The sequence below is a fragment of the Mycobacterium arosiense ATCC BAA-1401 = DSM 45069 genome, from assembly GCF_002086125.1.
Classification (GTDB): Bacteria; Actinomycetota; Actinomycetes; order Mycobacteriales; family Mycobacteriaceae; genus Mycobacterium; species Mycobacterium arosiense.
Map to the genome: position 1 here is coordinate 1 of NZ_MVHG01000088.1, position 22,462 is coordinate 22,462.

Consider the following 22,462-nt stretch of genomic DNA (forward strand, 5'->3'; position numbering starts at 1 on the left):
GCCCGCCCTTCTCGGCGGAGCCACACGGGTGGGGAATTTCGATAAGCGTCAGAGGGGAATTTCAGCGAGCGCGGTCACGGCTTCAACGTCTTCACCCATTCGGGATCTAGCGGCCGGTTGTCACGCTACAGACAGTGGAAGGAGTGCGCTGAAAGACGTAGAGGTGCTTGGCGTAGCGGCCCAGATACGGAATGGCTTGAACACCACTCGCGCCCGTTCCGATGACGGCGACCCGCTTGTCGGCCAGCTTGTCAAGTCCCCCGGACGCGTCTCCTCCGGTGTAGCCGTAATCCCACCGCGACGTATGAAAGCTCTGCCCAGCGAAGTCCTTTATGCCGGGGATACCAGGTAGCTTCGGCCGATGGAGGTTGCCGGCAGCCAAGACGACAAACCGCGCCCTGATGTCGTCGCCGCGGTTGGTGCTGATCTGCCACCGCTTATCGGAGTCATTCCAACATAATTCATGGACCATCGTGGAGAAGAGCGCGGACTCATACAAGCCGAATCGCTTGCCGATGCGCCGACAGTGTTCATAGATTTCCTCGCCATCGGTGAACTTCTTACTTGGGATATAATTCAGCTCTTCGAGTAACGGTATGTAACAATAGGATTCATTATCGCACTGGATACCCGGGTACCGGTTCCAATACCACACTCCGCCGAAATCCCCACCTAACTCGATGATCCGGACATCGTCGACACCGGCCTTCTTCATGTGAACGGCCGACAGCAGGCCCGCAAAGCCGCCGCCCTACTACGGCAACATTGATGTCTTCCGAGATCGGGGTGCGGACGACCGGTGGTGTGTGTGGGTCGGTCTCGTAGTACTCGGCATAGTCCCCCGAGAGCTCGGTGTACTGCTTGGAGCCCTCCTCGCGCAATCGCTTATCGCGCTCCTGACGGTACTTTTCGCGCAGCGCCGAAAGATCGATGTCCTAGGGCGTCTGCGTCGGCGGGCAATTCGCCCTTATCCGCGACCCTGGCAATTCGGGCTCAACGTTCATCGGGTATCCGCATGCCGGCGTGGACGAGCCCCAGCGCGGCGAAAGAAGGATCTGCATTAGATCGGTGGCCCTCCGTGAGCCCCTGATCGGCAGTCCAGTCACTTCTGATCGGCATACTGATTGACCAGTCGTGTACCACACGACGATGTTTGATTAGCCAGCGGCTATCCTCACGACGCAGCTTGTCCACATACCGGCCGCCGAGCTGGTTGCACATTTCGACGCCGTCGTCGCCAGTGCTACGCGAGACCGCCAAAAAATATGTCTCGGCGCCAGCCTCATCACCGGTTACCTTGATCAGTGATTGCCCTAGCAGATGGGACAGGCTATTGGTGGTGGCAAGAATTTGCTCAGTCATCACCCGCGCGAATTCGTGGCCCGGAGCCTGGATAGCGCCGTGATCGTCCCAGCTGTCTTCCAAATAGACGTCGCGCATGAAGGATTCATCACAACGATCGCAACCATGACAGTAATCTGCGAGCGTTTTCGTGATCTCGTAATGGTCGAGCATCTCTTGTAGCCGCCGGTCCATGGCGTCTCCTTATGAGCAGTTTCTCCGGGACAGCATCTGATTAGCCCGTTCGGTTGGGTCGTGACGCGGGCTGCGGTTCGGAGGCATCATCGAGGAAATCGAGTGCATTTTTTTGAATCCGGGTTAGCACCCGATCGAGTTGCTCGCGCTGCTGGGCCGTGGTTGTTATCCGCATCCGTTTGCGCAGTTCTCGATCGGCCGCCCCGGCACGTTCCCATAAGGAGTGGCCCTCCGAAGTCAAGGTCACCAACCAGACCCGACGATCGGTAGCATGGGCGACTCGACGCACCGCGCGTTTGGGCTCCAACGCATCGATCAATCCACCAATGCGGGCGCGGCTAGTTCCGACGCGACGAGCAAGCTCAGACTGGGTAAGGTTGCCGTCAACAAGGTGCGCCAACACCGTCGCCTCGGCTAAATTGAGGCCGAATTCAGCAAACACCCGGTCATAGGCACGGCGCATCACTCGCGCCGTGGTCATAATTGTCCCCTCCACCCGGGCCCATTGCGGCAGACTGCGGTCCACATCCATCGCCATACCTACTCACCACTCATTGATAAACCTCGATACACCCGCCATCACCGCTGGCCACGTGGCAGCCGTACAACGCCGGTGCCGGTCGCAGACACATCACCATGTTGGTTGTAGGCCCGCTGAGAAATGGTGACTGTGGCACCGGCCGGGTCATCGGCATCAACGGCGGTGACCTCACCTTCGATCCGAATCCAGTCACCGACCACATTGTGATGGCGGATCTGCGAGGAGTGCTTGACCAAAAAGCCCTCGTCACCCATCCAATTAGTCAGCTGATGCATCAGCCACGAGCACCGTTCGGGCCCGTAATCGTATGCCGCCGGAGTCCCCACCGCTTGAGCCAACTCGTCTTCCCAATGCACCCGCTCAGGAACATCCGGAATCCCAAACCGGTTGGGCACCCCAAGCCCGGGATGTTTACGCAATTGCTTACGCGCCAGCTTATTCGCCCGGATATAAAGTCCGCCCCACCCCTGGGCGAAGGCGATAAACCCCGTCACAGTCATCGGCCCCTTCACCAAGGTAGGCAGCCGCTCACCAACCCGCACCTGCTCGACATACCGCGGCTCACCACCACGGACAACTTCGTTGTCATAACCGGAAAATATCTCCCGCAGGTTCTCCTCCGAGTAATGGGTGGGCGGCCGCGTTTTCGCCTCGTCATACTTAGTGCCACTCAACCGAGCCGTGTCACGCTCAGTCCGAAAGCACCACGAATCACCCTCGCACAACAACTCATCCGCACCCGAAAACAACTCCACATGATAAATCTGGCGAAACGCCCGGCCCGCAAACCGAGTCCGATGCTCAACCAGATCTTTCAGGTACGCCTTCGTCTTTACCTCCGTACCCCGTCGAATCGGCTGATGCCACTGCAAGTCAGCACCCGCCCACATCGCATGAATACCTGGAAGCCCACCGACATAGCCCGACAAAATGCGACTCAACGCAAACACAAAACTCGGCGGCGCAACCACAGTCCCGTACGGACCGCGTCCGGCATAGACCGGATCGCACCACAACGGATTGTCATCCCCAATCCCATGAGCGTAGTGACGAATCGTGTCGCGAGTCGCCTCATAACACCACGGCTCCACCGTGTCAGCAATCGGCACACCCAGAGCCCGTCGGAGCCGCTCTATCGCATCATCAGTAATCGTGGCAAACCGCGGCCCCTCATCGTCATCGATATCAACAGCCAATCCACGAGTCATGTTCTTCCGCCTCCTAGGAACCCGCGCGGTAGGTGCGCTGTGAGCAACAAGGCTGCCTCGATGCGTTGCTCGAACTTGCGTTCATTCCGATGGAATGCCGGACAGTAGGTCCCGCGCGCATACGAAGTAGCCTTGCTGCACATAAGCCTACTGTAAACATCAATATTGTCAACTCTAGTCCAATCGTCGCAAATATCGTATGCCATAACCTCAACGCAATGTAAGTCGGGAGGCCCTGCAGCCGGTGTCATTGGCCCGCGGAGGCTCGAAGTTCGTCACGTCGGCGTGCGTTTGCAGCCATGATCTGAGTGCAGTGCCGTCCCACCGCCATTGCGGTGAGGTCGATCACGCCCACACCGCCCAGCGGACCTACCCCGCGGGTCTAGATCGACGTCGAGAGCGGCGTCGAAGTCCTCTTTGGTTCTCGGGCGTGCGAATTCTGCTCAAGCGCAGGGCCCCTCACCAACTTGACCCGGGTCGGTATAGATCCGGCGCCAGGGCTCCGGTCCAGTGCTGAGCACCCACTGTGGGCAAGCAGTGCTGATGTGGAAACGTCGTAGACACCACTCATCATCGGCTCTGAGGGTCCCTGAGCTGCTCGGGAACTCGTCACAAAGTCATAGTGGCCGAGCAAAAGACTCTGTCTTTCAGGAACAATGAAACCATGGTATGGCTAAGTCGCTGTATCGAGCGGCATTTGGGGATCTCACTTGTGCGCGAGCGCATCTGTATGCGCGCGCGCTGTTCCGTCAGGAGACATCACCTTTCCCCCAACTAGACCGTGCTTCAGCTAATGTCGGACGCAGCGGTCCAATGCTTTTAGTCGTCGTGGCGTGCACGAGCAACTCGGCCAGCTCGCGCGGGCGGCTAAGGAACGGCGAGTGTGAGGTGTCGATTGTCAACTCCTCGACGCCGAGACGATGAACTACCGTGTCTGCAAATGCGCGCGGCATAGAACGGTCCTGCAAACAACGGATGAAGCTACGGGGCAGGTCGGCGTCCCAGAAATTCGGCAGGTGCACCGTTTCGAATAGGAACTCGGTGGGCGCCGGGGTCAGCTGCTCGAATGCCCACCGCGCGACATCGTCATCGACGTCGTGGTAAAAGAAAGCACGAGTTGCCGGGTAGTCAACGCACGCCATACGACCGCGCTCGTTCGGCGCGACGAAGGCGGACATACCGGTCTCGTCGGTCATCAACTGCTGAACGTCCGAGCCAAACGATTCGTCCTCGGCAGGCGCGCCACCAGTCGCGACCAAACAGGTGCTGCCCTCGATCGGTAAAGCAGCCGCCAGGTAGATCATGAAGCTTGGCAAGTCGGGTGCGGCATCTGCTGCGAAGGTAACGTCCAGACCACCGCCCGAGTGACCGACCACTACGTCCCCCGGTTGCAACACCTCCACGATCGCATCACGCCGGTCAGCGATAGTCGAGCGCTCGTCACGCCGCGTGCCGTGCGCCGGCAGATCGATGGCGATTGCCTCATGACCGAGCCGACCGAGCTCCGGAATCGTTTTGCTCCAGCACCAGGCGCCGTGAAAGCCCCCGTGCACCAGGACAAATCGCATACTTGCGGCCTTTCAGTCAGCGAGGTCTTTGGTCGTCGCAAACGTGTGAGCGGTGGATTCTTTCGCCCCAACGCAACACCCGCTGCACCGATGGCCCGGAGAACCAATCGGGCTGATGGCTTTTGATCCCTGCGCTCACATTGGACAGGTGTTGCCAGAGCAAGTAGAAGCTCTTCCCCTCATAGAGCGGGAAGTAAATGTCTCCCGAATGGTCCGGAGCCTGAGTCAGCGCCTGCACCCGGGGTGCGAGGAACCCGACTGACTGGTCAATGTTTCCGGTAACAATGTCAGCCTGCTGCTGAAGGTCACCGCTGCTGTAGTCCCAGTCAGAACCTGCGCCGTTGATGAAACCTGGCCCATTGGGTGTGATTCGGTGGAATTGCAGCCTGTTGATCTGCCGCGTTAATTCATCGTACTGAGCGTTGTACCACTGGCACATTTCCCGCTCTGAGTTGATATCTCTATCAGTAACGCTGCCCTTAGTCTGATCGTAAGGAAAAGGAAATTTCGGCGACCAGTTCGAAGGAGTCGGAGTGATGGCTGGCAATGGTTGGGCAGGCCGATCGTAATCGTCGTACTGCGGTGGGTAGGCACGAGACGTGGGCCCGACATAAATGGTCGCACCCGATAACACAATAAGAACGCACGATAGTACCCCGGTCCAGTGACGAAACGCATTTAGTGTGGTCGCACCTTCCGCGGCAGACGCTTCTCCACGGTTCAAGAAAGTTTGAATACCACAACCGAAACCCAACCATCTAGTTGGAGGCATCGTAAATCTCCTTTCCTGAAGCAGCTATTTTCCTGCCAACGCCTCGCCAACCCCACCAACATCCGTAATTTGCCAATCCTTGCTGCTATCGATCGTGACGCTATACGTCGCGGTGGACTGCAGGGGCTCCGGAGCTTGCATGGTCTTGGTGAGAACACTGACAAAGGAGTCGACCACATAGATTCCGCCGGTTACTGACCGAACCTTGGCCGCGAGCGGACGTGCTGTTGAATTCCATTGGAGCGGCACGAGGATTTGTTCCATTTGCTGCGCTGCCTTCGTCAGCTTTTCTTTAAGCTCCGGACTGGTTCCCTTGACGAGTCGGACCTTCCACCCGTTCATGTCTTGGTAATTCATCGCTGCCGCTTCTACTGCGTAGTCAACAGCGACCTTTTCGGCGTGGGCCTTATTGTCGGATTGAAGCGCCTGCTCGTTGACCTTGTGCAGTGCTCCGACGTATAACCAGGTCAAAGTAGCGATCGTGCCGACAAGGGCGACGATTACCGCGGTGATCACCAAACTGCGAAGAGAAACCGAAAACTGCCGTCTCTTGGATTTTTTGCTCCGACGCTCGTCGTTATTCTTTGACTCATCATTATTCGTTGACTCGTCCGAGACCTCGGGCGGGGTTGAATCGCTATCAGCCACAGCTGACTCTAAAGCGGTTGATTCCGTATCGATCATCATGCCTATTCCTCGATTCTTACTCTCTAAGCCGCCGTACCCACGAACTCAATTCGGGGGGATGGTGACGTGCAGCGTAATCGCGCCGTCCTCCGGAAGCGCATCAACAATGTTGGATAGGATCTGACTGGGGTCGAAGGTCAACAGCGCACCAGCAATACCTTTGACTTTCGGCTGCAGGGCTTCACCCAGCACTTTGAGGTCGCCACCATTACTGTCCAAAAGTCTTTGAATTCGGTTTAGCAACGTGTTCAGTGCGGTGAGCATTACCAAGTTATTGCCATCCACCCCCCAGATCATCGTTCCGACTCCGTCCAGATCTCGTTTGAAACCTACGTAGAGGTATTGCAGTCCAGGAGTGCCGCCGGCGATCGCCGGGCCGAGCCATCCGGCGTTGCGTAACAACGTCTGGAAGTTGCTAAGCAGTACTCGCCCATGGCCATGCATATCCACTGCGGTATTTCTGAGCAGCTTTCCGGCGTGAGACAGATTGGGCAGCACCGAGTCCGGATTGGGCAGAGCGGTGTCACTCTCACGAAGAATACGTTCGACCGCACTGGGGTCCAACTGGTTGAGTACCCGCGTGACGCTAACCGCCAGCTCCGTAATCGAGGGCGGCTGTATTATCCTCTGGGTCGCAACATGCTGACCGTCGCGAAACACTGGTCCGCCCTCGCTCCGCGGCACCAGTCCTATATAGGTTTCACCCAGCGAAGATAGGTTATCGATCCGCACATCGCAGTCGACAGGAACGTGGAAGCGACCGTCAATGTAAAAGTCGACTGTCGCTCCGTCCAGAGCGCCCGCGATTTTAGTGACTTTGCCGACGGGAACACCACGCAGGAGAACGTTTGAGTCGACAACAAGACCATTGATATCCGCAATCGTCATTGAAAGATCGGTGCGGTTAGAGGGTGGTTTGATCCTAACACCAAGGGAGGCGATGTAGCCCACCGAAAGCACAATCATTAATCCAAATGCGGTAAACGAGACCACGTTTCGTACCTTCATGGTGTCGCCCCTAAAATTCGTAGCACGTCACGCACGTTGCCTGACAGTTCCCGTCCGTCAGGACCGACGATTGAAGTAATGTTGATTGCGGGATATTTTTCTTCCGGAAGGAAGAACCCGGTGAATAGCCGTTGCCATGCTGGCCACTCCTGTTGGAACGCCCATTTGGACTGCTGAAGGGCGCCAAACGCGCCGCCGAGTGAATTCAGGAGAGGCACCAGCCAGTATCCGTTGCTGTAGACACTACCTACAGATGGGATGAGACGACCGATATAGCCCCAGACGCGGAGGATGCGGTAAAATGCTTTCATACCATCCGGCGAGAAAATGCGCTGATACACGGGCAGTTGCCGGTGCATGACATCGACCGTTTCAGTCACACCATTGAACCATTTATCGACCGTGTCAATGTTGTCCGACAGATCGCCAAGATCGGCGGCTACTTGGGCGGCTATTTTATGTATCGCAGGTTCTCCGCCGAGAGGCTGGATCCGGTTGAGCCCGATGATCGTGTTTTGTATGCGCTGGATGGACCCACTCGCTACGAAGTTCGCCATGTTCGCGATGGTGTCTTCCAGTTGTGGCGGAGACGTGGTGTGCGTTAGCGGGATGCGGCCGCCGTGACTCAGCGCGGGTGCCGGCGGCTCGTTCGTTGGGGGTCGGTCGAGGGAGACATAAATGTCACCGAGCACCGTGGCTTGCTGCAGGGCTGCGCGAATATTCGACGGCACAAGCGCGTTGGGATCGATACGTGCGGTGACGTCGACGGCGTGGCCCTTGACTGCCACCCCGGTGATGACTCCGATTGTTGTGCCGTCCATCACCACCTTTGCACGGTCTGGCAAGTTGAGCACATTGTCGAATTCCATGACGATGTCGTATCCATCGCGATAGCTTCTACCCGGCTGGGGCAACGCGCTGACGTTGACCGATGCACAAGACGAGAGTGCAATGACACTGGCGAGGACCGCGACTACTGGCCACATCCGGCGGTTCATCGGTTCGCCTGGGTCAGCACGTACTGGAGCAGCGCAACATCCACCGCAAATGGTTGACCGGCGACGTCCGCACAGCTTCCGGGCATCGAAGCATTCATGATGCCGCACAGCGCAAGACCGTTGGGCGTACGGATGCGATAGAGGGGCGGACGGTATGTGATATGGAACTCGCGGTTGTTGTAATGGTTGGCTAATGTGTTGATCCACCATGGCACCGGATTGAGAAGATTGGTCAGCCGCGGGGCGTGTGCACTCAACTTCCTCAGTGCCATCGATGTCGCGTCGAGTGTGAACTGAAGTTCGTTGTCACCTAAGTTGGTTTCGATGTCTCCGGCCGCCGCGATTAACGGCGCCAAACCCCCGAGCACCCGGCTGCCACCTTCAACTGCTGCGGCAAGGTCCATCGTGTTCTGTTGCGCGTTTAACAGGATCTCCTTCAGCGGTCCCGTCATCTCGGTGATGGTCGTTGTCAGTTCAGCGAGGTTGGTGATAATGGATCCAATGTCGCTGATTGCTTGATCTGGGCTATCGAGCACCGCCGAAGACGTGGTCAGCAGCTGATTGATGCGGGCGCCATTGTTATGGATCGCCTGATCGACCTCACGTACGACATCGCCGACGTTCGTCGACCCGTTGGGGTTGGTCCCGTTGACGAAATTGGTTGCCGAGCCAATGACTTGGGAAAGGCTCTTCGGGGTCGACGACCGAGTAAGCGGGATACATTCGCCAGCGCGGAGGTTTGGTCCCGAGCCTGGGTTGCCGATAAGTTCCAACGAGCGGTCCGCCAGGATCGATGCCGACCTGATGATCGCCCTGACATCGTGGGGTAACGAACGCCGCTCTGTGACAGTGAAATCGACGCGGACGTCGGTTGTGCCCGGGGTGATGTTGGTGACCTTGCCGATCTGGTAGCCCATCTGGGTGACCGGGTTGCCGGCGTATAACCCGATACTGTCGGGCATGATCGCGCAATACTGGGCATGCGGCTGCCGCTGGTTGAGGCGCACGCACGAGGCGCCGAGAGCCGCCACGGCCGCCACAGCGAGCGCGATCGCGGCCATCCCGCCAATGCGAAGGGAACGTGATGTGGCCATCAGCATGGGCTTCCGGGTATCGGCATGCAGAGGTCAGTGGCCAATAGCTCTGGCGGCGCCTGCTGTGCGTTTAGGATCCGTTCAATCTTATTCCGCCCCAGTCGCAGCGCCCTTATTATTACACCGTTGCGCTCCGTCCACATTCGCGCTTTCTGCAGCCAGTCGCGGACCTTCGCGATAAAATACCCGCGATGATTCATGTAGAAGACGCCAACCGGCGACAGCGCATCTAAGGCATCGCCGAATCCTTGAAGCGCGCTAGCAAAGCCCTCGCTGTAGAGTGTAAGTGTCTGCTCGATAATCGAGATCTTCTCAACCATCTCCCTGAGTTGACCTCCGTAATCCCGAATTTGCCGGATATATTCGTCGGACAGATCCAGGATTGCGGTCACTTGCCCTCGTTGCCTGTCAATCGTGCTCATAACTTTATTGCCCGCATCGATTACCGCGGAGACTGACTCCATGTTGGCGCCGCTAAGCCCCTTCTGCACCTGGTTAAGCGATTCATTGATCGGCTTTGAGCTAACATTTTCAGTGATTTTCGTGGTGTCGTTGAGGGTGCGTATCAAGCTGTAGGGCATCGTCACGCGTTCCATCGGAATAGCCTTCGCGCCAAGGGCAGAATCGCCCAACGAGACGAGGTTCACATAATAACCCCCGACGACGGTTAGCATACGGACTTGAACTTGCGACTGGCTTCCGACAAATGCGCTGTCCTCGACCTGAGCTCGGACCCGTACTCGATTCGATTCCAGGGCGAGGTCTTTCACCTTGCCAACGGCGATTCCGGCGATCCGTACCTGGTCGCCGGGACGGATCGCCGCCGCATCGTCGGTATAAAAGGTGACGACTTTCTGCCCTGGAGGGCTGATATAAAGGAACGCCATGACAAGGGCCACAACGGTCGTAAGGACAAGTGCGCCAATACCCCAAGACGTCGAGTTATTCATCATTTTCATCGGTTGCATAGAATCACTCTTTGCCCATTCAGAAGTACGTCCATCTGCTCCGGCAACTGGGCCCGCCCGTGCGAACAAGGTAGTGGCGCACCGGCCTGCGGAGGTGGGGGGACGTTCTCCCATATGACCGGCACCAACTTAAACGCATCCGTAAAGTCGTCTAAAACACTGATTGCCTTGTCCATGCCCACGTTAATATCGGCGGCATTATTATCTTTGGTGCCGTAAATAAATTGAAGGCCACTATTCATATTACGCCGAAATCCTACACCATTCAATACTCGAAGTAACGCGTCCATGAACTGGCCACCGTACATTTGTGACTTTCGAAACTCGTCTAAGACGTCTAACGCACCGTTTACCGGTGGTTTAAGCCAGTCCACCAGCTGAGTGAGGTCTTTGGAATGCCCCCCCATGACGTCAGCAATATCCGACAAATTATGCGTCAAGGTAGCGATGATCTGCTCGCGGTTGGACACAAACTTAGTGAGCTTGCGTATGCTATCTAGCATCGGCGCCAAGCCGCCGCCATCACCGGCAAGGTACGCCGCTGCATTCGCCGTGAAATTGTTTAACTCGTTGGGATCCAGTGTTGCTATGACGGGTTGCAACCCATTGAATAACGCGGTGACATCGAAAGACGGTCGCGTCATCGCAGTGGTCAGGTGAGTAACGAGCTCAGCCGTCGAATAGCCCTCCGTCGCGTCCACGACGTCGATATACCGCAAGCCAGTCAGAGCCTGGTATTTGATGGCAAGACGGGTCCCGGATACCACGCCATATCGCTTATCGAGCGTAAACGCGACCGTTGCAATGCTTTGGCCGTGCCTACGCTCAAGCGAGATCGAATGAACCTTTCCCACACGGACTCCCCGGACCCGCACGTCGGCGTCCAAATGCAATCCGGATACGTCAGTGAACTCCGCAGTGTATGACCGCGCAGCCGTCGTCAACGGCTGCCTAATCACATTTGCAACCAGAATAAACAGGATGATTGCAACGGTGGCGCTGATCGCGAGTCGCCAAGATGCTGCTCTCGGTTTCATCCGGTCCCCCCCATCGTGGCCAACGGAGCCGCCACCCCAGGGAGGCTGTCCAGGACGATCCGAACCTGCATAGCGCGCTGTTCAGGGGTGCCAACGTACATCTTCTCCAGCCGAGTGCGCAGTTCCACGAGGGTCTGCGCAATGTCTCCGGGCCTGAGCAACGGAGGCACCACGTCGGTCAGCAACTGAACAGTGTTAACGAAGGGCAGCAGATCACCAGTGTGAGTCGACTCCAACTTGCCGAAAGCCCCAAAGAGGCCTATCGATGCCTGCTCGATGAACGGGATAGCGTAGTGCTCGTATTGCTCGTCGGACATATTCCACGTACCCCAATTCAGAACATTAGTGCCGTCGTACGTGGCTCTTCCGAGATTCGTTAGCGCGTCCACATATCCTGGAAACGCGACACTCATGCCCGTCACGTTGGTTAAGAGTCGCGCGGTACTCACTGTTTGTGTCTGGGCGACCGCATTGGCGGCAACCAACGCGGTCTCGGTCATCGGATCAAGCGCATCGGTATATCGAGTCGCCTTATCGACAACCTGGATCAGCCGCTTCGTTAACTGTCCGGTGGCAAGCCTCCCGAGACGGGTCAGCAATGCTTGAAGCGCAAAGTTACCCTTCGGCGCGATCGCCATCCGAATCCCGTCGTAGAGTGGTCGCCCGCCCTCACGCGAAATTAGGTTGATGCCCGTCACGCCAAAATAATTGACGGGCCGGAAATCAATATCCATTGCGTCAGTCAGTCCCGCCACCGGTGTCCTCTGCAGATCAGCACCGACCCGAACACCTCCGGCACGCAAACTGGAGACGGCTGTAACCTCACCAACCTTTACGCCATGCATCACCAGCGCCGTTCCCGCTGCAACGCCAGGTCCGACATATGGCGTGTCGATGACCACAGATATTTCGCTGGCGGGTCGGCGACCGAACGGGTTGAAGACGAAAAGCAACCCGCCCACGGCGACGGCACAGAGCACAAGCGCTATACCGACGATGGTTAATGACCGCTTTTCAGAGTCCGCCGAAGCATGCAGCAACATATCTGCTCACCTAGCCCTTGAAAACGAACACCGGATGTAGACCCCAGAGGGCCACGGTCATGATCAAATCCAATACAATGATCATGATGAGACTTGTCCGAACGGCGCGACCCGAAGCTTGACCGACACCAACCGGACCACCCGTGGCGAAGTAACCGTAATAGCAATGGATCAAAGTCACCGCGACGCAATACACAAATACTTTGATGACGGAGTAGGCAAGATCACGAGGGGTGAGAAACTCGACAAAATAATGATTGTAGGTGCCCCCAGGCTGATTGTGGAATACGCGGATGACGGTATCCATGACCCAGAAATTAGCTATCAACGCCACCAGGAATCCCGGCACCACACACACCATCGCACCAAGCAAACGGCTACCAACCACAAAAGGAATCGGCCTGAGCCCCATGGTTTCTACCGCGTCAATCTCCTCGGAAATTCGCATGGCGCCGATCTCCGCTGTCATCCGGCACCCCGCTTGTCCGGCAAAAGCAACAGCGCTTACGATCGGCCCTATCTCTCGGACACCCCCAATTCCGCCGACAATGCCCGACAGGCCGGCGAACCCGATGATATTCAACACAGCAAACGCCTCGACAGCTAACGAAGCGCCAACCGCAATGCCGAGAAGCACAAGAACGCTTATTGCCCCGCCGTCGACGATGATTGAACCCCTGCCCCATGCGAGGCCGTTCATCTGCTGCAAGGCTTGTCTCCGATATTTGGTGGCCGCTAGAGGCAGCGAAGCGAATGTTTGGGCAAGGAACACCACCCATTGACCAGTTGTACGGAATATTTCGCCAAGTGGCTCGACTGTCGCTGTCGCCAAGCGCGTGGTGAAATACGTACTAGGTGCTGCGCTACCACTAGGAGCCACTACGCAACCTCCAGAGGAGCGAACATTGATTGCAGCTGCGTAATCGCGAGGTTTGCGAACACAATCCACACGACATTGACCACTACCGATGAATTCACAGCATCGGCGACACCGCGCGGGCCACCCTTCGCCTCCATTCCACGAAGCGATGAAACTATCCCTACGATTGCCCCGAAAACGATCGTCTTGCCGACCGCGAACCATATGTCCGCCATCTTCGCGAATGTTCCAAACGACATCCAAAAACTTCCGGGTGGGACATCGGACGCCCCTACCGCCATCAGGAAGGAGGACGCACTTCCCGACACCACAATCAGGATGCACAGAATGGGAGCTATCAGTATCAGCGCCATGAAACGCGGCACGACCAAATGACGGACTGGGTCGACGCCCATGACCCGCATTGCATCGAGTTCCTCACGGATTGCACGTGACCCGAAGTCCGAGGCAATGGCCGAAGCCGCCGCGCCACCCATCAACAATCCCGCAGTCATCGGCGCTCCCTGCCGAACAACGCCCACCCCAGCCGCCGCGCCGAGCAGCGAAGTTGCGCCCACCTGATTGACAAGTCCCGACGTCACAACCGTCGCGATTGCGCCGATCGGAATGGCCATTAGTAGCGCGGGTGTCGCTGTCACCTTGAGTAAAATCCATGCCTGGACCACGACCTCGCCGACCGAAAGCCTCAGCGAAATGACATCCGTCAGGACGTAGCGCAACACGGACGCAAACATCTGCACACCGCGACCTGTCGTGGCCGCAGTACGGTTCGGAATCGTACCGACATGCCACGCAGCCTGGTGCGTGCGACGCCGGTAAACATCAAGTCGGGGCCGGATCACCTCAGCGGACGCCGCTCTCGGCTCGTCCTGCCGTCTGTATTCCCGGGTGCCGGTAGTCATGAATCACCGTCAGAATTTCGCAATGAAACCCCCGCAAAGTCACCCACGAAGACCCCCGTAGTAACGAACCCACCCTGCGGTGGTCGTCGCGCCACCGTCACGCGGCCCGGTAGGTGACAGTCGACGCACCTCGCTGCCAGCGGTTACGTCGTTGTCGCCACCTTTGCTGCGCACAATCCACCGGCCACGCGGACCCCGCGGGGCACATCCACCTACGACCTCGTTCACAAGCGTGGGACTACTCACTTCCTGGTGACACATGCTCGTATACAGCACGCGGAGCTCCCGCTCGAGGTTCTACTGTAAACAATCTAACTGTAAAAATCAGTACGGTAAGCTAATACCACTGTAAAGTGTGGCACTGCCACGTCACGGTGGGAGTGTCACTCCCGCGCAGCCGCCTGTCAAGGGGTTGCAGAACACTGCTCGAGCGCAGTGATGGCCAACCCAGTGACGTCTCGTTTGCCTTGGTCGCTCTGGTCGTGTGGGTTGGCGCAACGTACGAATGCGCGACGTGTTTGCGTGATATCTGGATTTGGCCCGCGCCGTCCCCTAGTGGCCAGTGGGGTGTGAAACCAATCCCGATGTGCTCAGCGTCCACGCGGGTTACCTTCGCGTGAAGACAAGCTGGGGCAGCGCCGTCGATCACATTGCGGTCCAACGATTTAAGGAGCGCGGAGAGGGCAGTGCCGTCGTTCCGGTGCCGCACTAGCACTCGCGACTCCGACTGGGTCGCGAGCTCGGGTCGCCGGCCTCCCGGCAGTCCGAGAGGCCACCACTAATGGTCCCCGACTACGGCCGACGTGTCCTTGACCCTACAACGGCCACGGTGCTATGCAGATGTTCGGCGCGGCAAGCATTGAGCGCAGCGGCGATGAGGAGGCTACCCACAATGACGCTGCAGATCGTGTTGGACGAGATGCGCAAGCGCCCCGGCTCAGGTGAGGTCATTTCAATCATCGATCCGGTGTCTGAGGACCCCATCGCCGAATTCACCGACGGCGGTGAAGAAGCCATCAACGAAGCTGTTGAGCGCGCAAGGAACTCCTTCGAGTCGGGTGTGTGGGCTGGTTTGCCCGCCAAGGAGCGGGCCAAGATTCTCTGGCGTATAGCTGATTTGATCGACGAACATGCCAACCACCTCGTCGACATCGATTCGCTCAACACCGGCATGACGACTACCCACGCACAGACGCTCACGGCCACCAGTGCCGAATTTTTCCGCTATTACGCAGGTTGGTGCACCAAGGTCAGCGGTATCGCCCATGACGTGCAGATAACCGGCGGCGTTACCGGCGGCAATGCAAGTATGCACGCCTACACCATTAAGGAACCCTATGATGTAGTGGGGCTAATCTTCCCTTGGAACGGACCGGTTTTCAATGCCTGCGCCAAGCTTGCGCCAGCGCTGGCCGCGGGATGCAGCATGGTTGTCAAGCCTGCCGAGGAAACGCCGCTGTCGGCGCTGCTCTTGGAAAGGATCGCCGCCGAGGCCGGTGTCCCCGACGGCGTCGTCAACCTTGTGACCGGCTACGGACACACCGCCGGTGCGGCCCTTGTTGCACACCCCGGTGTCGATAAGGTCGCCTTTACCGGCTCGACCGAGGTCGGCAAGCAGATTGCGCGAGTCGCGGCAGGCAATCTCAAGAAAGTCACGCTAGAACTCGGCGGGAAATCGCCGGTGCTGATTTTTGACGACGCCGATCTGGGTGCGGCCATACCGATGGCGGCGATGGGCACATTTATGCATGCTGGCCAGGTGTGCGCCTGCGGCTCACGCGTCTTCGCCCAGCGTGCTGTTTACGATCAGGTAGTGGAAGGCATTGCAGCAGTAGCTAATTCGCTAAAGCTAGGCGGGCCCAGGGAAGAAGGCAGCATGATTGGCCCGCTCATCAGCCAAAAGCAGCTCACCCGCGTCATGGGCTTTATCGACGAGGGCAAGCGCGACGGCGTAGAGGTCGTCACGGGCGGGCATCGGCTTGATCGGCGCGGTTACTTTGTCCACCCCACCGTTCTGGCCAATGTGGATCGCAGCATGCGGCTGTATCAACAGGAGATTTTCGGGCCCGTGATGACGGTCCTGCCGTTCGACGACGACGACGAAGCCGTTGCGATGGCCAACGACACCACCTACGGCCTGCACGCGACCGCCTGGACGACGAATCTCAGCCGTGCTCATCGCCTTGCAAAGCGACTGGCGGCCGGAACGGTCACGCTGGGCTGCGAGATGGCCTTCGACCACTCAATGCCCATGGGCGGCTACAAACAGTCCGGCTGGGGCTATGAGTTTGGTCGAGAGGGAATCGAGACCTACCTGCAGACCAAGACAGTGTTTACCCAGCTCTAGCCGCTGGGTTTCCCGTACGAAAATTTGCGTGCCACGTAGTCGTCGCGGCCGATTACCAAATCGACGCGACTCCGCGGCCAGCCATGCTGGGCCGCAATGAAAGTCGGGGTCTGGGGCTTGAGACCCATGACCGACCGAGTTAGCGCCGGATTCACCGCAAGAATTCAACGGATCTATCGCGGGCGCGGACAAATCTAGCCCCTACAAACAAGTCTTCAGGGCGAATTGCCGGCCCTAGCTCGTGGCACGCATCTTCTCCTGCGTGTATGCGAGTTGTTCGGTCGCGCTTCTGAACTGGTGTAGTGTTTCAATGCTGGTGATGGCTTCGAGCTTGCCGGCGACATCTTCTGGCGTCAGTTCGTCGCCCACTTCAATACCTTCGGTTTCCGCGAGCACCCACCGCGCGAGTCGCCCACCCGAGTAGGACAACACCTCGCCGGTCAGCTGGCAACTCTCGTGGGCGAGGAACCCGACCACCCCTGCGTCGACGGCCGGCGGCATCGCGTGCTCAGCAAACTTCCACATCTCGGGGGTCAGCAGGTCGTCGCCCGCCGACTCGATTGCCATACGTGTCCAGCCCGCGGGGGCTATGCAATTCGCCCGTATCCCGAACTCTGCACCCTCCAGCGCCAGGGTGCGTGTGAGCCCGAAGACGCCACCCTTGGCCGCTCCGTAACAGCTGTTCCTCACCATGCCGAATGCCGCCGAGGACGTCGTGTTCACGATCCGTCCGTGACCCGCCTTGGCCAAATACGGCCACGCTGCTTGGGCCAGGCGCGCGGTACCGTAAAGATGGACTTCTACCAAAGCCACCAATTCGTAGTCGGTTTGCTCAGGAAATAAGTTGGCGCAAAGGATCCCGGCGTTGTTGATGACGATGTCCACACGGCCATACTCATCGAGTGCCTGCTCGACAAGGGTCTTGCCGGTGCCCTTCTCGCGGACATCGTCGAAGTTCGCTGTCGCCGTGCCACCCGCCGCGGCGATCTCTTTAGCGACGGCTTCCGCGTATTCAGGGTCGGAGCCCCGGCCATCCAACTCCACGCCGGCATCGTTGACGACGACGTTGGCTCCCCTCCTCGCCAGCAGCAATGCGTGCTCACGCCCCATCCCCCGGCCGCCACCGGTCACTATCGCCACGCGACCTTCAAAGTTCAGCTGTTTCACCAGGTTCTCCTCCGCTGTCCGTCACCAGTTCCCACCGCATGGCGCCGATCGTTTCGAACGGATCAGTGCCCTTTGCCTGCCCGCAGCATCGCCATCGCGGAGTCATACGACAGCCTCCAGCCGCCCTGGTCGACGAACATCAGGGGCTCCGTAACGGTGGTGTGGTCGGGATCCGACTGCGAGATGGCCACGTCGGCGGTGGCTGCATTCGCACCCGCCGGCCGGATGTTCGTCACATTGAACGAAAGCGGCAAATTTCCCGTGCGGTAAACATTTCTCATCTCCTCGTAGAGTCCATGACCCCCATCGGGAGCGGCGACCCACGGCCGCTGGAAGCGACTGAAGCCCCCCTCGACTAGACCGTTCTTGGTCTCGTCGCCCGCCATAGGGTCGATGAACCTGGTCAAGATGCTGGTCAGCTGGTCGGCTGTAGGCAAAACTGGTGGCGGCGGAGGGTCCATTGGAAACCCCACGTTCACAACGACGGGCTGCACCTGGAATGCGTTTGGGTTCCCGGCCGCAACCCCGGCGGATCCGGCTCCGATCGCGATCACCACGGCCACACCGGTGGCGAGAGTTCTCACGGCCATGGATATCCCTTCTGCTCGGATGCACGTACAACAATGCGCACCACGTATAACAATGTCCACACCGAAGGCTCCTGGCATCGTGCCCCGACCTTCCGCCTGCCAGCGACTGCCGGCCGCTCGATGAGAATGTACCAAACAAGAGTGTAATGTAGTTGACAATCTTGTCGGCGGTGCCATAGGTTGGGCCCAATGCACAGTCAATAATGCGCAGTTAGGTTGGTGTGCTAACGGTTTGAAGAGGCCGGTTGTGCTGACATCGAGGGAAGCGCTGCCGTTCGGCAGCGTAAATCATGGCAAATTTTAGCGAGGAGGCCGAGCAATGAGCCTGGTATGGACTCCGTTGAAGGAGAAGATCGGCGCCGAAATTACCATTGATACCCAGGCCTTGGTCGACGGCGACCATGCCCAGGAAATCCGTGATCTTCTTGTGAAGCGCGGCGTGCTCATCGTGCGTGGTGCCAATTTGACCGACGACCAGCAGCGCGCATTCACCCGCACGCTCGGTGACTTGCGCCTGGGCGCGGTCAAGCGAGAGGGTAAGGAGGGCCTAATGAAAGTCACGATGGACAAGCAGAAGAATCCGGAATACGCCAAATTCTTTCCTGGAACCTTCTTTTGGCACATGGACGGCACCTACGAGGAAATTCCTCCATTCGCGACGGTGTTGACGCCGCACGTGCTGTCCCCCGAAGGTGGGGAAACCGAATTCGCCAGCAACTATGCGGCGTTCGAGGATTTACCCGACGACGAGCAGAAGTACCTGGAGACGCTGCAGGTCGTCCACACGCAGTTCTCGGCGATGTTTTTTGCGGTGCCCGATGCCGGTCTCGAGGACTGGAAGACTTGGCTGGACTATCCCCAGCCCACCTATCCGCTTGTATGGCGGCATCAGTCTGGCCGCAAATCACTGGTGCTGGGCACGTCGGCTTCGCATGTGGTGGGCATGCACCCGGCGGATAGCCGCGGGCTGCTGGACCGGCTGTTGGTTCATGCCACCCAAGAACAATATGTCTACCGCCACCATTGGCAGATGGGCGACCTGTTGATATGGGACAACACCGGTACGATGCACAGGGTTCGGCCCTATGACCCGGCAAGCGGACGGGTCCTCCACCGATTCACGCTCAACGGCGAAGAGCCCATCACCGCCGGTGCGGCGTGAGTCATCGTAGTAAATAGTTCGTCGAGTACACGGTGCTACTCGCTGCGCGGAGCCTGCTGTGCGAGTACGAGTGCGCCTGCTCGCCGGCATACCCGCCGTCGAGAAAATGCGCACCGAGGATTCAGCCGGCGGGCGCCGGAGACCTGCAGTTCAAATCTGACCACCGCAACTAATCCCGATAGGTGACAGACAACAGATGACCGACATTGAAAATCGCGCCGCGATCGTCACCGGTGGTGGCAGCGGGATCGGCAGGGCACTGGCCATCGAACTAGCCGAACAAGGTGCGGCTGTCGGTGTCGCCGACATCATTTTTGCCAACGCGGAGCGCGTGGCAGCGGAGATCGGAGCGGCGGGCGGCACCGCGATAGGGCTGGAATGCGATGTGTGCGAACGTGAGTCGGTCAGCGCGATGAAAACTGAGGCCCAAAAGGAACTGGGCGTGATCACGCTCTTAGTGTCCAACGCGGGCGCCACATCATTTGAACCACTGACCGAGATGTCCGACGCGGACGTCGACTGGGTTTTCCAAGTCAATCTGATGGGCACAGTGTATTGCGCACAAACGTTTCTACCCGACATGATCGCGTCTGGAAGGGGTGGGCATTTTCTGGCGACGGCGTCGGTAGCGGGCATGTTCCCTGCATGGGTTACCAATCACGCTCCCTACTCGGCGGCCAAGATTGGTGTTATCGGGTTCGTGCTGAACCTTGGCGGCGAGCTCGCCCCACACAACATCAATACGACGGTGTATTGCCCCGGCGGCGTTGCCTCGGGCATGAAGGACAACAATGAGCGTTATCGCCCGAAGCGCTTCGGAGGCCCGAAGACTGCGCCAATGGCTGTGCCCAACGATTTCATTCACCAGCACCAACTACGCATGCTGGCTCCTGAGGAGATCGCTCCGATTGTGGTGCGCGGGATCGCCAACGACCGGCGCATCGTCTTTGACCATTCCGACCAGCGCCAGATCTGGATCGATAGCTATCAAAGGCTCGTGCTCGACGCTTTCGACGTCATCGAACAGGAGGAAACGGCACTCCCGAGTGGGATAAGTTCCCGGCCTTGACCAGTCGCGCTGTTCAGCGTGCTCAGCGGAGCACGAAACCATTAGCCGAAGGAGACCGCTGATTACCACCGAAATCGAGACCCATGAATTGACGGCCCTTCGGAGAGAATCCGCCGTGCGACACGTCCTCGAGTCCTACGCCGACGCGGTGACGAGACGGGATACGGCGACCTACAGCGCGCTGTATGCGCCTGACGCGGTTTGGACGATCGGACCGCCTGTGGACCAACGGGTTGAGGGACGCGACGCAATCGTCGCCAGGGTGTCCGCGAGGATCGCGAATCTAGACTTTTTCGTCTTTACGGTCGGCAACATCGTGATATCCGTCCAAGGCGATGTTGCGCATTGCCGGTCGACCGTACATGAGCTTGGCCGCGCCGCCGAAGGGAGCGATCCAAAACTTCCTCCCGCGCAGAATCTGTATGCGATTTATGACGATGAGCTACGTCGAGATGGTGATCGCTGGCTCTTTACCGCGAGAAGGTTTACGTTTTTATACCGCGGCACGGAAGTGCCTACCGGACAGGCATTTCCGATCCTGTAGAGAGATGCCCGTTGACCCGAGAGAAACCGATCGGATTTGCCCAGTGCTAATCGGCCCAGCGCTGACTCACCTCAGATAATCTTCAGGAGGCGTGACGAGTGTGAGCGATTTTCGGTCGGTCTACTTCTTCACAGACACGCCTTTGCTCGCTGACCCGCACCCGTATTCGATTACCTTCGAGGAAAAGGTCCGGTGATCCGGCTGCCGCACCACAACGTCGTCGCGGTGACCGTACGACGAGGCGAACGCGTCAAGGACACGGACACGTTCTCGAACCGCGTTGCGATCGGGGGACCGTTTCCGCCACTGGCCGTTCGAACCAGAGGGCGACGACATCAGCGCGCAAATCGAGGAGTACCGCGAGCAGTTTCCGATGTACGACCACATGGCCACCATGGACCCCCGGAACGCACGCAAGCACGGTCGCTGCTCAGCCGGTTGCTCACGCCGAGCCGGCTGAAGGAAAACGAACAGTTCATGTGGCGCCTGGCCGACCACCAGCTCGAGGAGTTCCTCGCTAATGGTGAGTGTGAGTTCAACTCCGAATACTCAAAACCCTTCTCCACCTTGGTGATCGCCGACCTACTCGATGTTCCCGAAGAAGATCACGAGGAATTCCGTGTCATGCCGGTCACCGATCGCCCTCCCGCCGGAACATTCGACCACGAGGACGTCGGTGCGCCGGTGGACAGGCTCGACGAGAAGTTCGACGCCTACATCGAGGACCGACGGCGCCAACCCCGCGATGACGTGTTGACCGAGCTGGCTACCGCGAATTACCTGGGTGGTCAACACCTGAGGTCATCGATGTGGTCCGCACGGCCATCTTCCTGTTCGCCGCCGGACAGGAAACCACCGCCAAGCTGCTCGGCGCCGCGCTGCAGGTACTCGGCAAGCGACCGGACATCCAGCAGAAAGTGCGGGAGGACCGCAGCCCGATCCCGGGTCTCATCGAGGAACGCTGCGCATGGAAAACCCGACCAAGACCGACTTCCGGCTGGCCCGCAAACCCAACTCGGTGGTGTCGACATCGCCGCCGGCACCGTTCTCATGGAATTGCGAGCGCCGTTAATCGTGATCCACGCCGGTTCAACGACCCGCACGAGTTTAAGATCCACCGCAAAAATGTCCACGAGCACATGGCATTTGTCCGCGGCGTCCACTCGTGTCCCGGGGCACCGCTGGCCCGAGTGAAGGGCCGCGTGTCGATCGAACACATCCTGGACCGAAGGCAGTCTTTAGTGATCGTTGCGAATCCCGAACAGATGGGATTGCAATGCCTCGCTATGCGCCGAACAAGATGCCGCCGGGTGTCAAGCGCCGATATTTCGAATTGATCCG

General features: G+C 58.5%; 20 protein-coding genes and 2 pseudogenes. 5 read left to right on the plus strand and 17 right to left on the minus strand.

Features of this window, described 5'->3' with window-relative positions; genetic code table 11:
* Positions 1–77: 77 nt before the first annotated feature.
* The 15 genes and pseudogenes from BST14_RS23195 to BST14_RS23265 form a co-directional block, all read right to left on the minus strand.
* Positions 78–932 (minus strand): annotated as a pseudogene (locus tag BST14_RS23195) (flavin-containing monooxygenase); the annotation flags it as partial.
* Positions 933–993: 61 nt separating this feature from the next.
* Complete coding sequence (locus BST14_RS23200) at positions 994–1,536, minus strand: nuclear transport factor 2 family protein (RefSeq protein WP_083066698.1); 543 nt, start codon at positions 1,534–1,536, stop codon at positions 994–996.
* Between the two features lie 40 nt (positions 1,537–1,576).
* Positions 1,577–2,074 (minus strand): MarR family winged helix-turn-helix transcriptional regulator, encoded by a 498-nt coding sequence (locus tag BST14_RS23205; protein ID WP_083066699.1) that lies wholly within the window; start codon positions 2,072–2,074, stop codon positions 1,577–1,579.
* Between the two features lie 41 nt (positions 2,075–2,115).
* On the minus strand, positions 2,116–3,285 hold the full coding sequence (locus tag BST14_RS23210) for an FAS1-like dehydratase domain-containing protein (protein ID WP_083066700.1): 1,170 nt from the start codon (positions 3,283–3,285) through the stop codon (positions 2,116–2,118).
* A gap of 749 nt (positions 3,286–4,034) precedes the next feature.
* Positions 4,035–4,853, minus strand: a complete 819-nt coding sequence (locus tag BST14_RS23215; RefSeq protein ID WP_083066701.1) for an alpha/beta fold hydrolase — start codon at positions 4,851–4,853, stop codon at positions 4,035–4,037.
* Positions 4,854–4,869: 16 nt separating this feature from the next.
* Positions 4,870–5,487 carry a hypothetical protein gene (locus BST14_RS23220; RefSeq protein WP_438502201.1) on the minus strand — a complete coding sequence of 206 codons (618 nt, stop codon included), beginning with the start codon at positions 5,485–5,487 and terminating at the stop codon, positions 4,870–4,872.
* Between the two features lie 162 nt (positions 5,488–5,649).
* On the minus strand, positions 5,650–6,312 hold the full coding sequence (locus BST14_RS23225) for a hypothetical protein (protein ID WP_083066702.1): 663 nt from the start codon (positions 6,310–6,312) through the stop codon (positions 5,650–5,652).
* Positions 6,313–6,357: 45 nt separating this feature from the next.
* Complete coding sequence (locus BST14_RS23230; protein ID WP_083066703.1) at positions 6,358–7,320, minus strand: MlaD family protein; 963 nt, start codon at positions 7,318–7,320, stop codon at positions 6,358–6,360.
* Entirely contained in the window at positions 7,317–8,318 is a 1,002-nt protein-coding gene (locus BST14_RS23235) for an MlaD family protein (protein WP_083066704.1), read from the minus strand. Before BST14_RS23235 ends, BST14_RS23230 begins: the two co-directional genes overlap by 4 nt.
* Positions 8,315–9,412, minus strand: a complete 1,098-nt coding sequence (locus BST14_RS23240) for an MCE family protein (protein WP_083066717.1) — start codon at positions 9,410–9,412, stop codon at positions 8,315–8,317. The genes BST14_RS23235 and BST14_RS23240 overlap by 4 nt, the downstream gene beginning before the upstream one ends.
* Positions 9,412–10,371: an MlaD family protein gene (locus BST14_RS23245; RefSeq protein WP_083066705.1), complete on the minus strand. Its 960-nt coding sequence runs from the start codon at positions 10,369–10,371 to the stop codon at positions 9,412–9,414. Before BST14_RS23245 ends, BST14_RS23240 begins: the two co-directional genes overlap by 1 nt.
* Positions 10,368–11,417 (minus strand): MlaD family protein, encoded by a 1,050-nt coding sequence (locus BST14_RS23250; protein ID WP_083066706.1) that lies wholly within the window; start codon positions 11,415–11,417, stop codon positions 10,368–10,370. The genes BST14_RS23245 and BST14_RS23250 overlap by 4 nt, the downstream gene beginning before the upstream one ends.
* Positions 11,414–12,460 (minus strand): MlaD family protein, encoded by a 1,047-nt coding sequence (locus BST14_RS23255; RefSeq protein WP_083066707.1) that lies wholly within the window; start codon positions 12,458–12,460, stop codon positions 11,414–11,416. The genes BST14_RS23250 and BST14_RS23255 overlap by 4 nt, the downstream gene beginning before the upstream one ends.
* 10 nt (positions 12,461–12,470) lie before the next feature.
* Complete coding sequence (locus BST14_RS23260; protein WP_245845646.1) at positions 12,471–13,235, minus strand: ABC transporter permease; 765 nt, start codon at positions 13,233–13,235, stop codon at positions 12,471–12,473.
* Between the two features lie 104 nt (positions 13,236–13,339).
* Positions 13,340–14,242, minus strand: coding sequence for an ABC transporter permease (locus BST14_RS23265; protein ID WP_083066709.1), 903 nt, complete (start codon positions 14,240–14,242; stop codon positions 13,340–13,342).
* Between the two features lie 892 nt (positions 14,243–15,134).
* On the opposite strand from BST14_RS23265, the gene BST14_RS23270 reads away from it, so the two are divergent.
* Positions 15,135–16,589: an aldehyde dehydrogenase family protein gene (locus BST14_RS23270; protein ID WP_083066710.1), complete on the plus strand. Its 1,455-nt coding sequence runs from the start codon at positions 15,135–15,137 to the stop codon at positions 16,587–16,589.
* 234 nt (positions 16,590–16,823) lie between these two features.
* On the opposite strand, the gene BST14_RS23275 is transcribed toward BST14_RS23270, so the two are convergent.
* Together BST14_RS23275 and BST14_RS23280 are read right to left on the minus strand one after the other, a co-directional pair.
* Positions 16,824–17,756 (minus strand): SDR family NAD(P)-dependent oxidoreductase, encoded by a 933-nt coding sequence (locus BST14_RS23275; protein ID WP_142279557.1) that lies wholly within the window; start codon positions 17,754–17,756, stop codon positions 16,824–16,826.
* Positions 17,757–17,818: 62 nt separating this feature from the next.
* Positions 17,819–18,523, minus strand: coding sequence for an MTB12 family secreted protein (locus tag BST14_RS23280; protein ID WP_497795591.1), 705 nt, complete (start codon positions 18,521–18,523; stop codon positions 17,819–17,821).
* A 142-nt stretch (positions 18,524–18,665) separates the two neighbouring features.
* Here BST14_RS23280 and BST14_RS23285 point away from each other — a divergent pair, with 142 nt between their 5' ends.
* The 4 genes and pseudogenes from BST14_RS23285 to BST14_RS23300 all read left to right on the plus strand — a co-directional run.
* On the plus strand, positions 18,666–19,508 hold the full coding sequence (locus tag BST14_RS23285) for a TauD/TfdA dioxygenase family protein (RefSeq protein ID WP_083066713.1): 843 nt from the start codon (positions 18,666–18,668) through the stop codon (positions 19,506–19,508).
* A gap of 196 nt (positions 19,509–19,704) precedes the next feature.
* A complete protein-coding gene (locus BST14_RS23290) occupies positions 19,705–20,577 on the plus strand; it encodes an SDR family NAD(P)-dependent oxidoreductase (protein WP_083066714.1) in 873 nt (290 codons plus the stop codon).
* Positions 20,578–20,665: 88 nt separating this feature from the next.
* Positions 20,666–21,121 (plus strand): nuclear transport factor 2 family protein, encoded by a 456-nt coding sequence (locus tag BST14_RS23295; protein ID WP_281252824.1) that lies wholly within the window; start codon positions 20,666–20,668, stop codon positions 21,119–21,121.
* 100 nt (positions 21,122–21,221) lie between these two features.
* Positions 21,222–22,368 (plus strand): annotated as a pseudogene (locus BST14_RS23300) (cytochrome P450); the annotation flags it as partial.
* Positions 22,369–22,462: the final 94 nt, after the last annotated feature.

Excerpts from the sequence above, each read along its gene's own strand:
- BST14_RS23265 (WP_083066709.1), bottom strand. The coding sequence starts at position 14,242 with ATGACTACCGGCACCCGGGAATACAGACGGCAGGACGAGCCGAGAGCG.
- BST14_RS23280 (WP_497795591.1), bottom strand. The coding sequence starts at position 18,523 with ATGGCACCGCCGACAAGATTGTCAACTACATTACACTCTTGTTTGGTA.
- BST14_RS23240 (WP_083066717.1), bottom strand. The coding sequence starts at position 9,412 with ATGGCCACATCACGTTCCCTTCGCATTGGCGGGATGGCCGCGATCGCG.
- BST14_RS23285 (WP_083066713.1), top strand. The coding sequence starts at position 18,666 with ATGAGCCTGGTATGGACTCCGTTGAAGGAGAAGATCGGCGCCGAAATT.
- BST14_RS23205 (WP_083066699.1), bottom strand. The coding sequence starts at position 2,074 with ATGGCGATGGATGTGGACCGCAGTCTGCCGCAATGGGCCCGGGTGGAG.
- BST14_RS23255 (WP_083066707.1), bottom strand. The coding sequence starts at position 12,460 with ATGTTGCTGCATGCTTCGGCGGACTCTGAAAAGCGGTCATTAACCATC.
- BST14_RS23200 (WP_083066698.1), bottom strand. The coding sequence starts at position 1,536 with ATGGACCGGCGGCTACAAGAGATGCTCGACCATTACGAGATCACGAAA.
- BST14_RS23250 (WP_083066706.1), bottom strand. The coding sequence starts at position 11,417 with ATGAAACCGAGAGCAGCATCTTGGCGACTCGCGATCAGCGCCACCGTT.
- BST14_RS23215 (WP_083066701.1), bottom strand. The coding sequence starts at position 4,853 with ATGCGATTTGTCCTGGTGCACGGGGGCTTTCACGGCGCCTGGTGCTGG.
- BST14_RS23235 (WP_083066704.1), bottom strand. The coding sequence starts at position 8,318 with ATGAACCGCCGGATGTGGCCAGTAGTCGCGGTCCTCGCCAGTGTCATT.
- BST14_RS23210 (WP_083066700.1), bottom strand. The coding sequence starts at position 3,285 with ATGACTCGTGGATTGGCTGTTGATATCGATGACGATGAGGGGCCGCGG.
- BST14_RS23225 (WP_083066702.1), bottom strand. The coding sequence starts at position 6,312 with ATGATGATCGATACGGAATCAACCGCTTTAGAGTCAGCTGTGGCTGAT.
- BST14_RS23270 (WP_083066710.1), top strand. The coding sequence starts at position 15,135 with ATGACGCTGCAGATCGTGTTGGACGAGATGCGCAAGCGCCCCGGCTCA.
- BST14_RS23245 (WP_083066705.1), bottom strand. The coding sequence starts at position 10,371 with ATGAAAATGATGAATAACTCGACGTCTTGGGGTATTGGCGCACTTGTC.
- BST14_RS23290 (WP_083066714.1), top strand. The coding sequence starts at position 19,705 with ATGACCGACATTGAAAATCGCGCCGCGATCGTCACCGGTGGTGGCAGC.
- BST14_RS23230 (WP_083066703.1), bottom strand. The coding sequence starts at position 7,320 with ATGAAGGTACGAAACGTGGTCTCGTTTACCGCATTTGGATTAATGATT.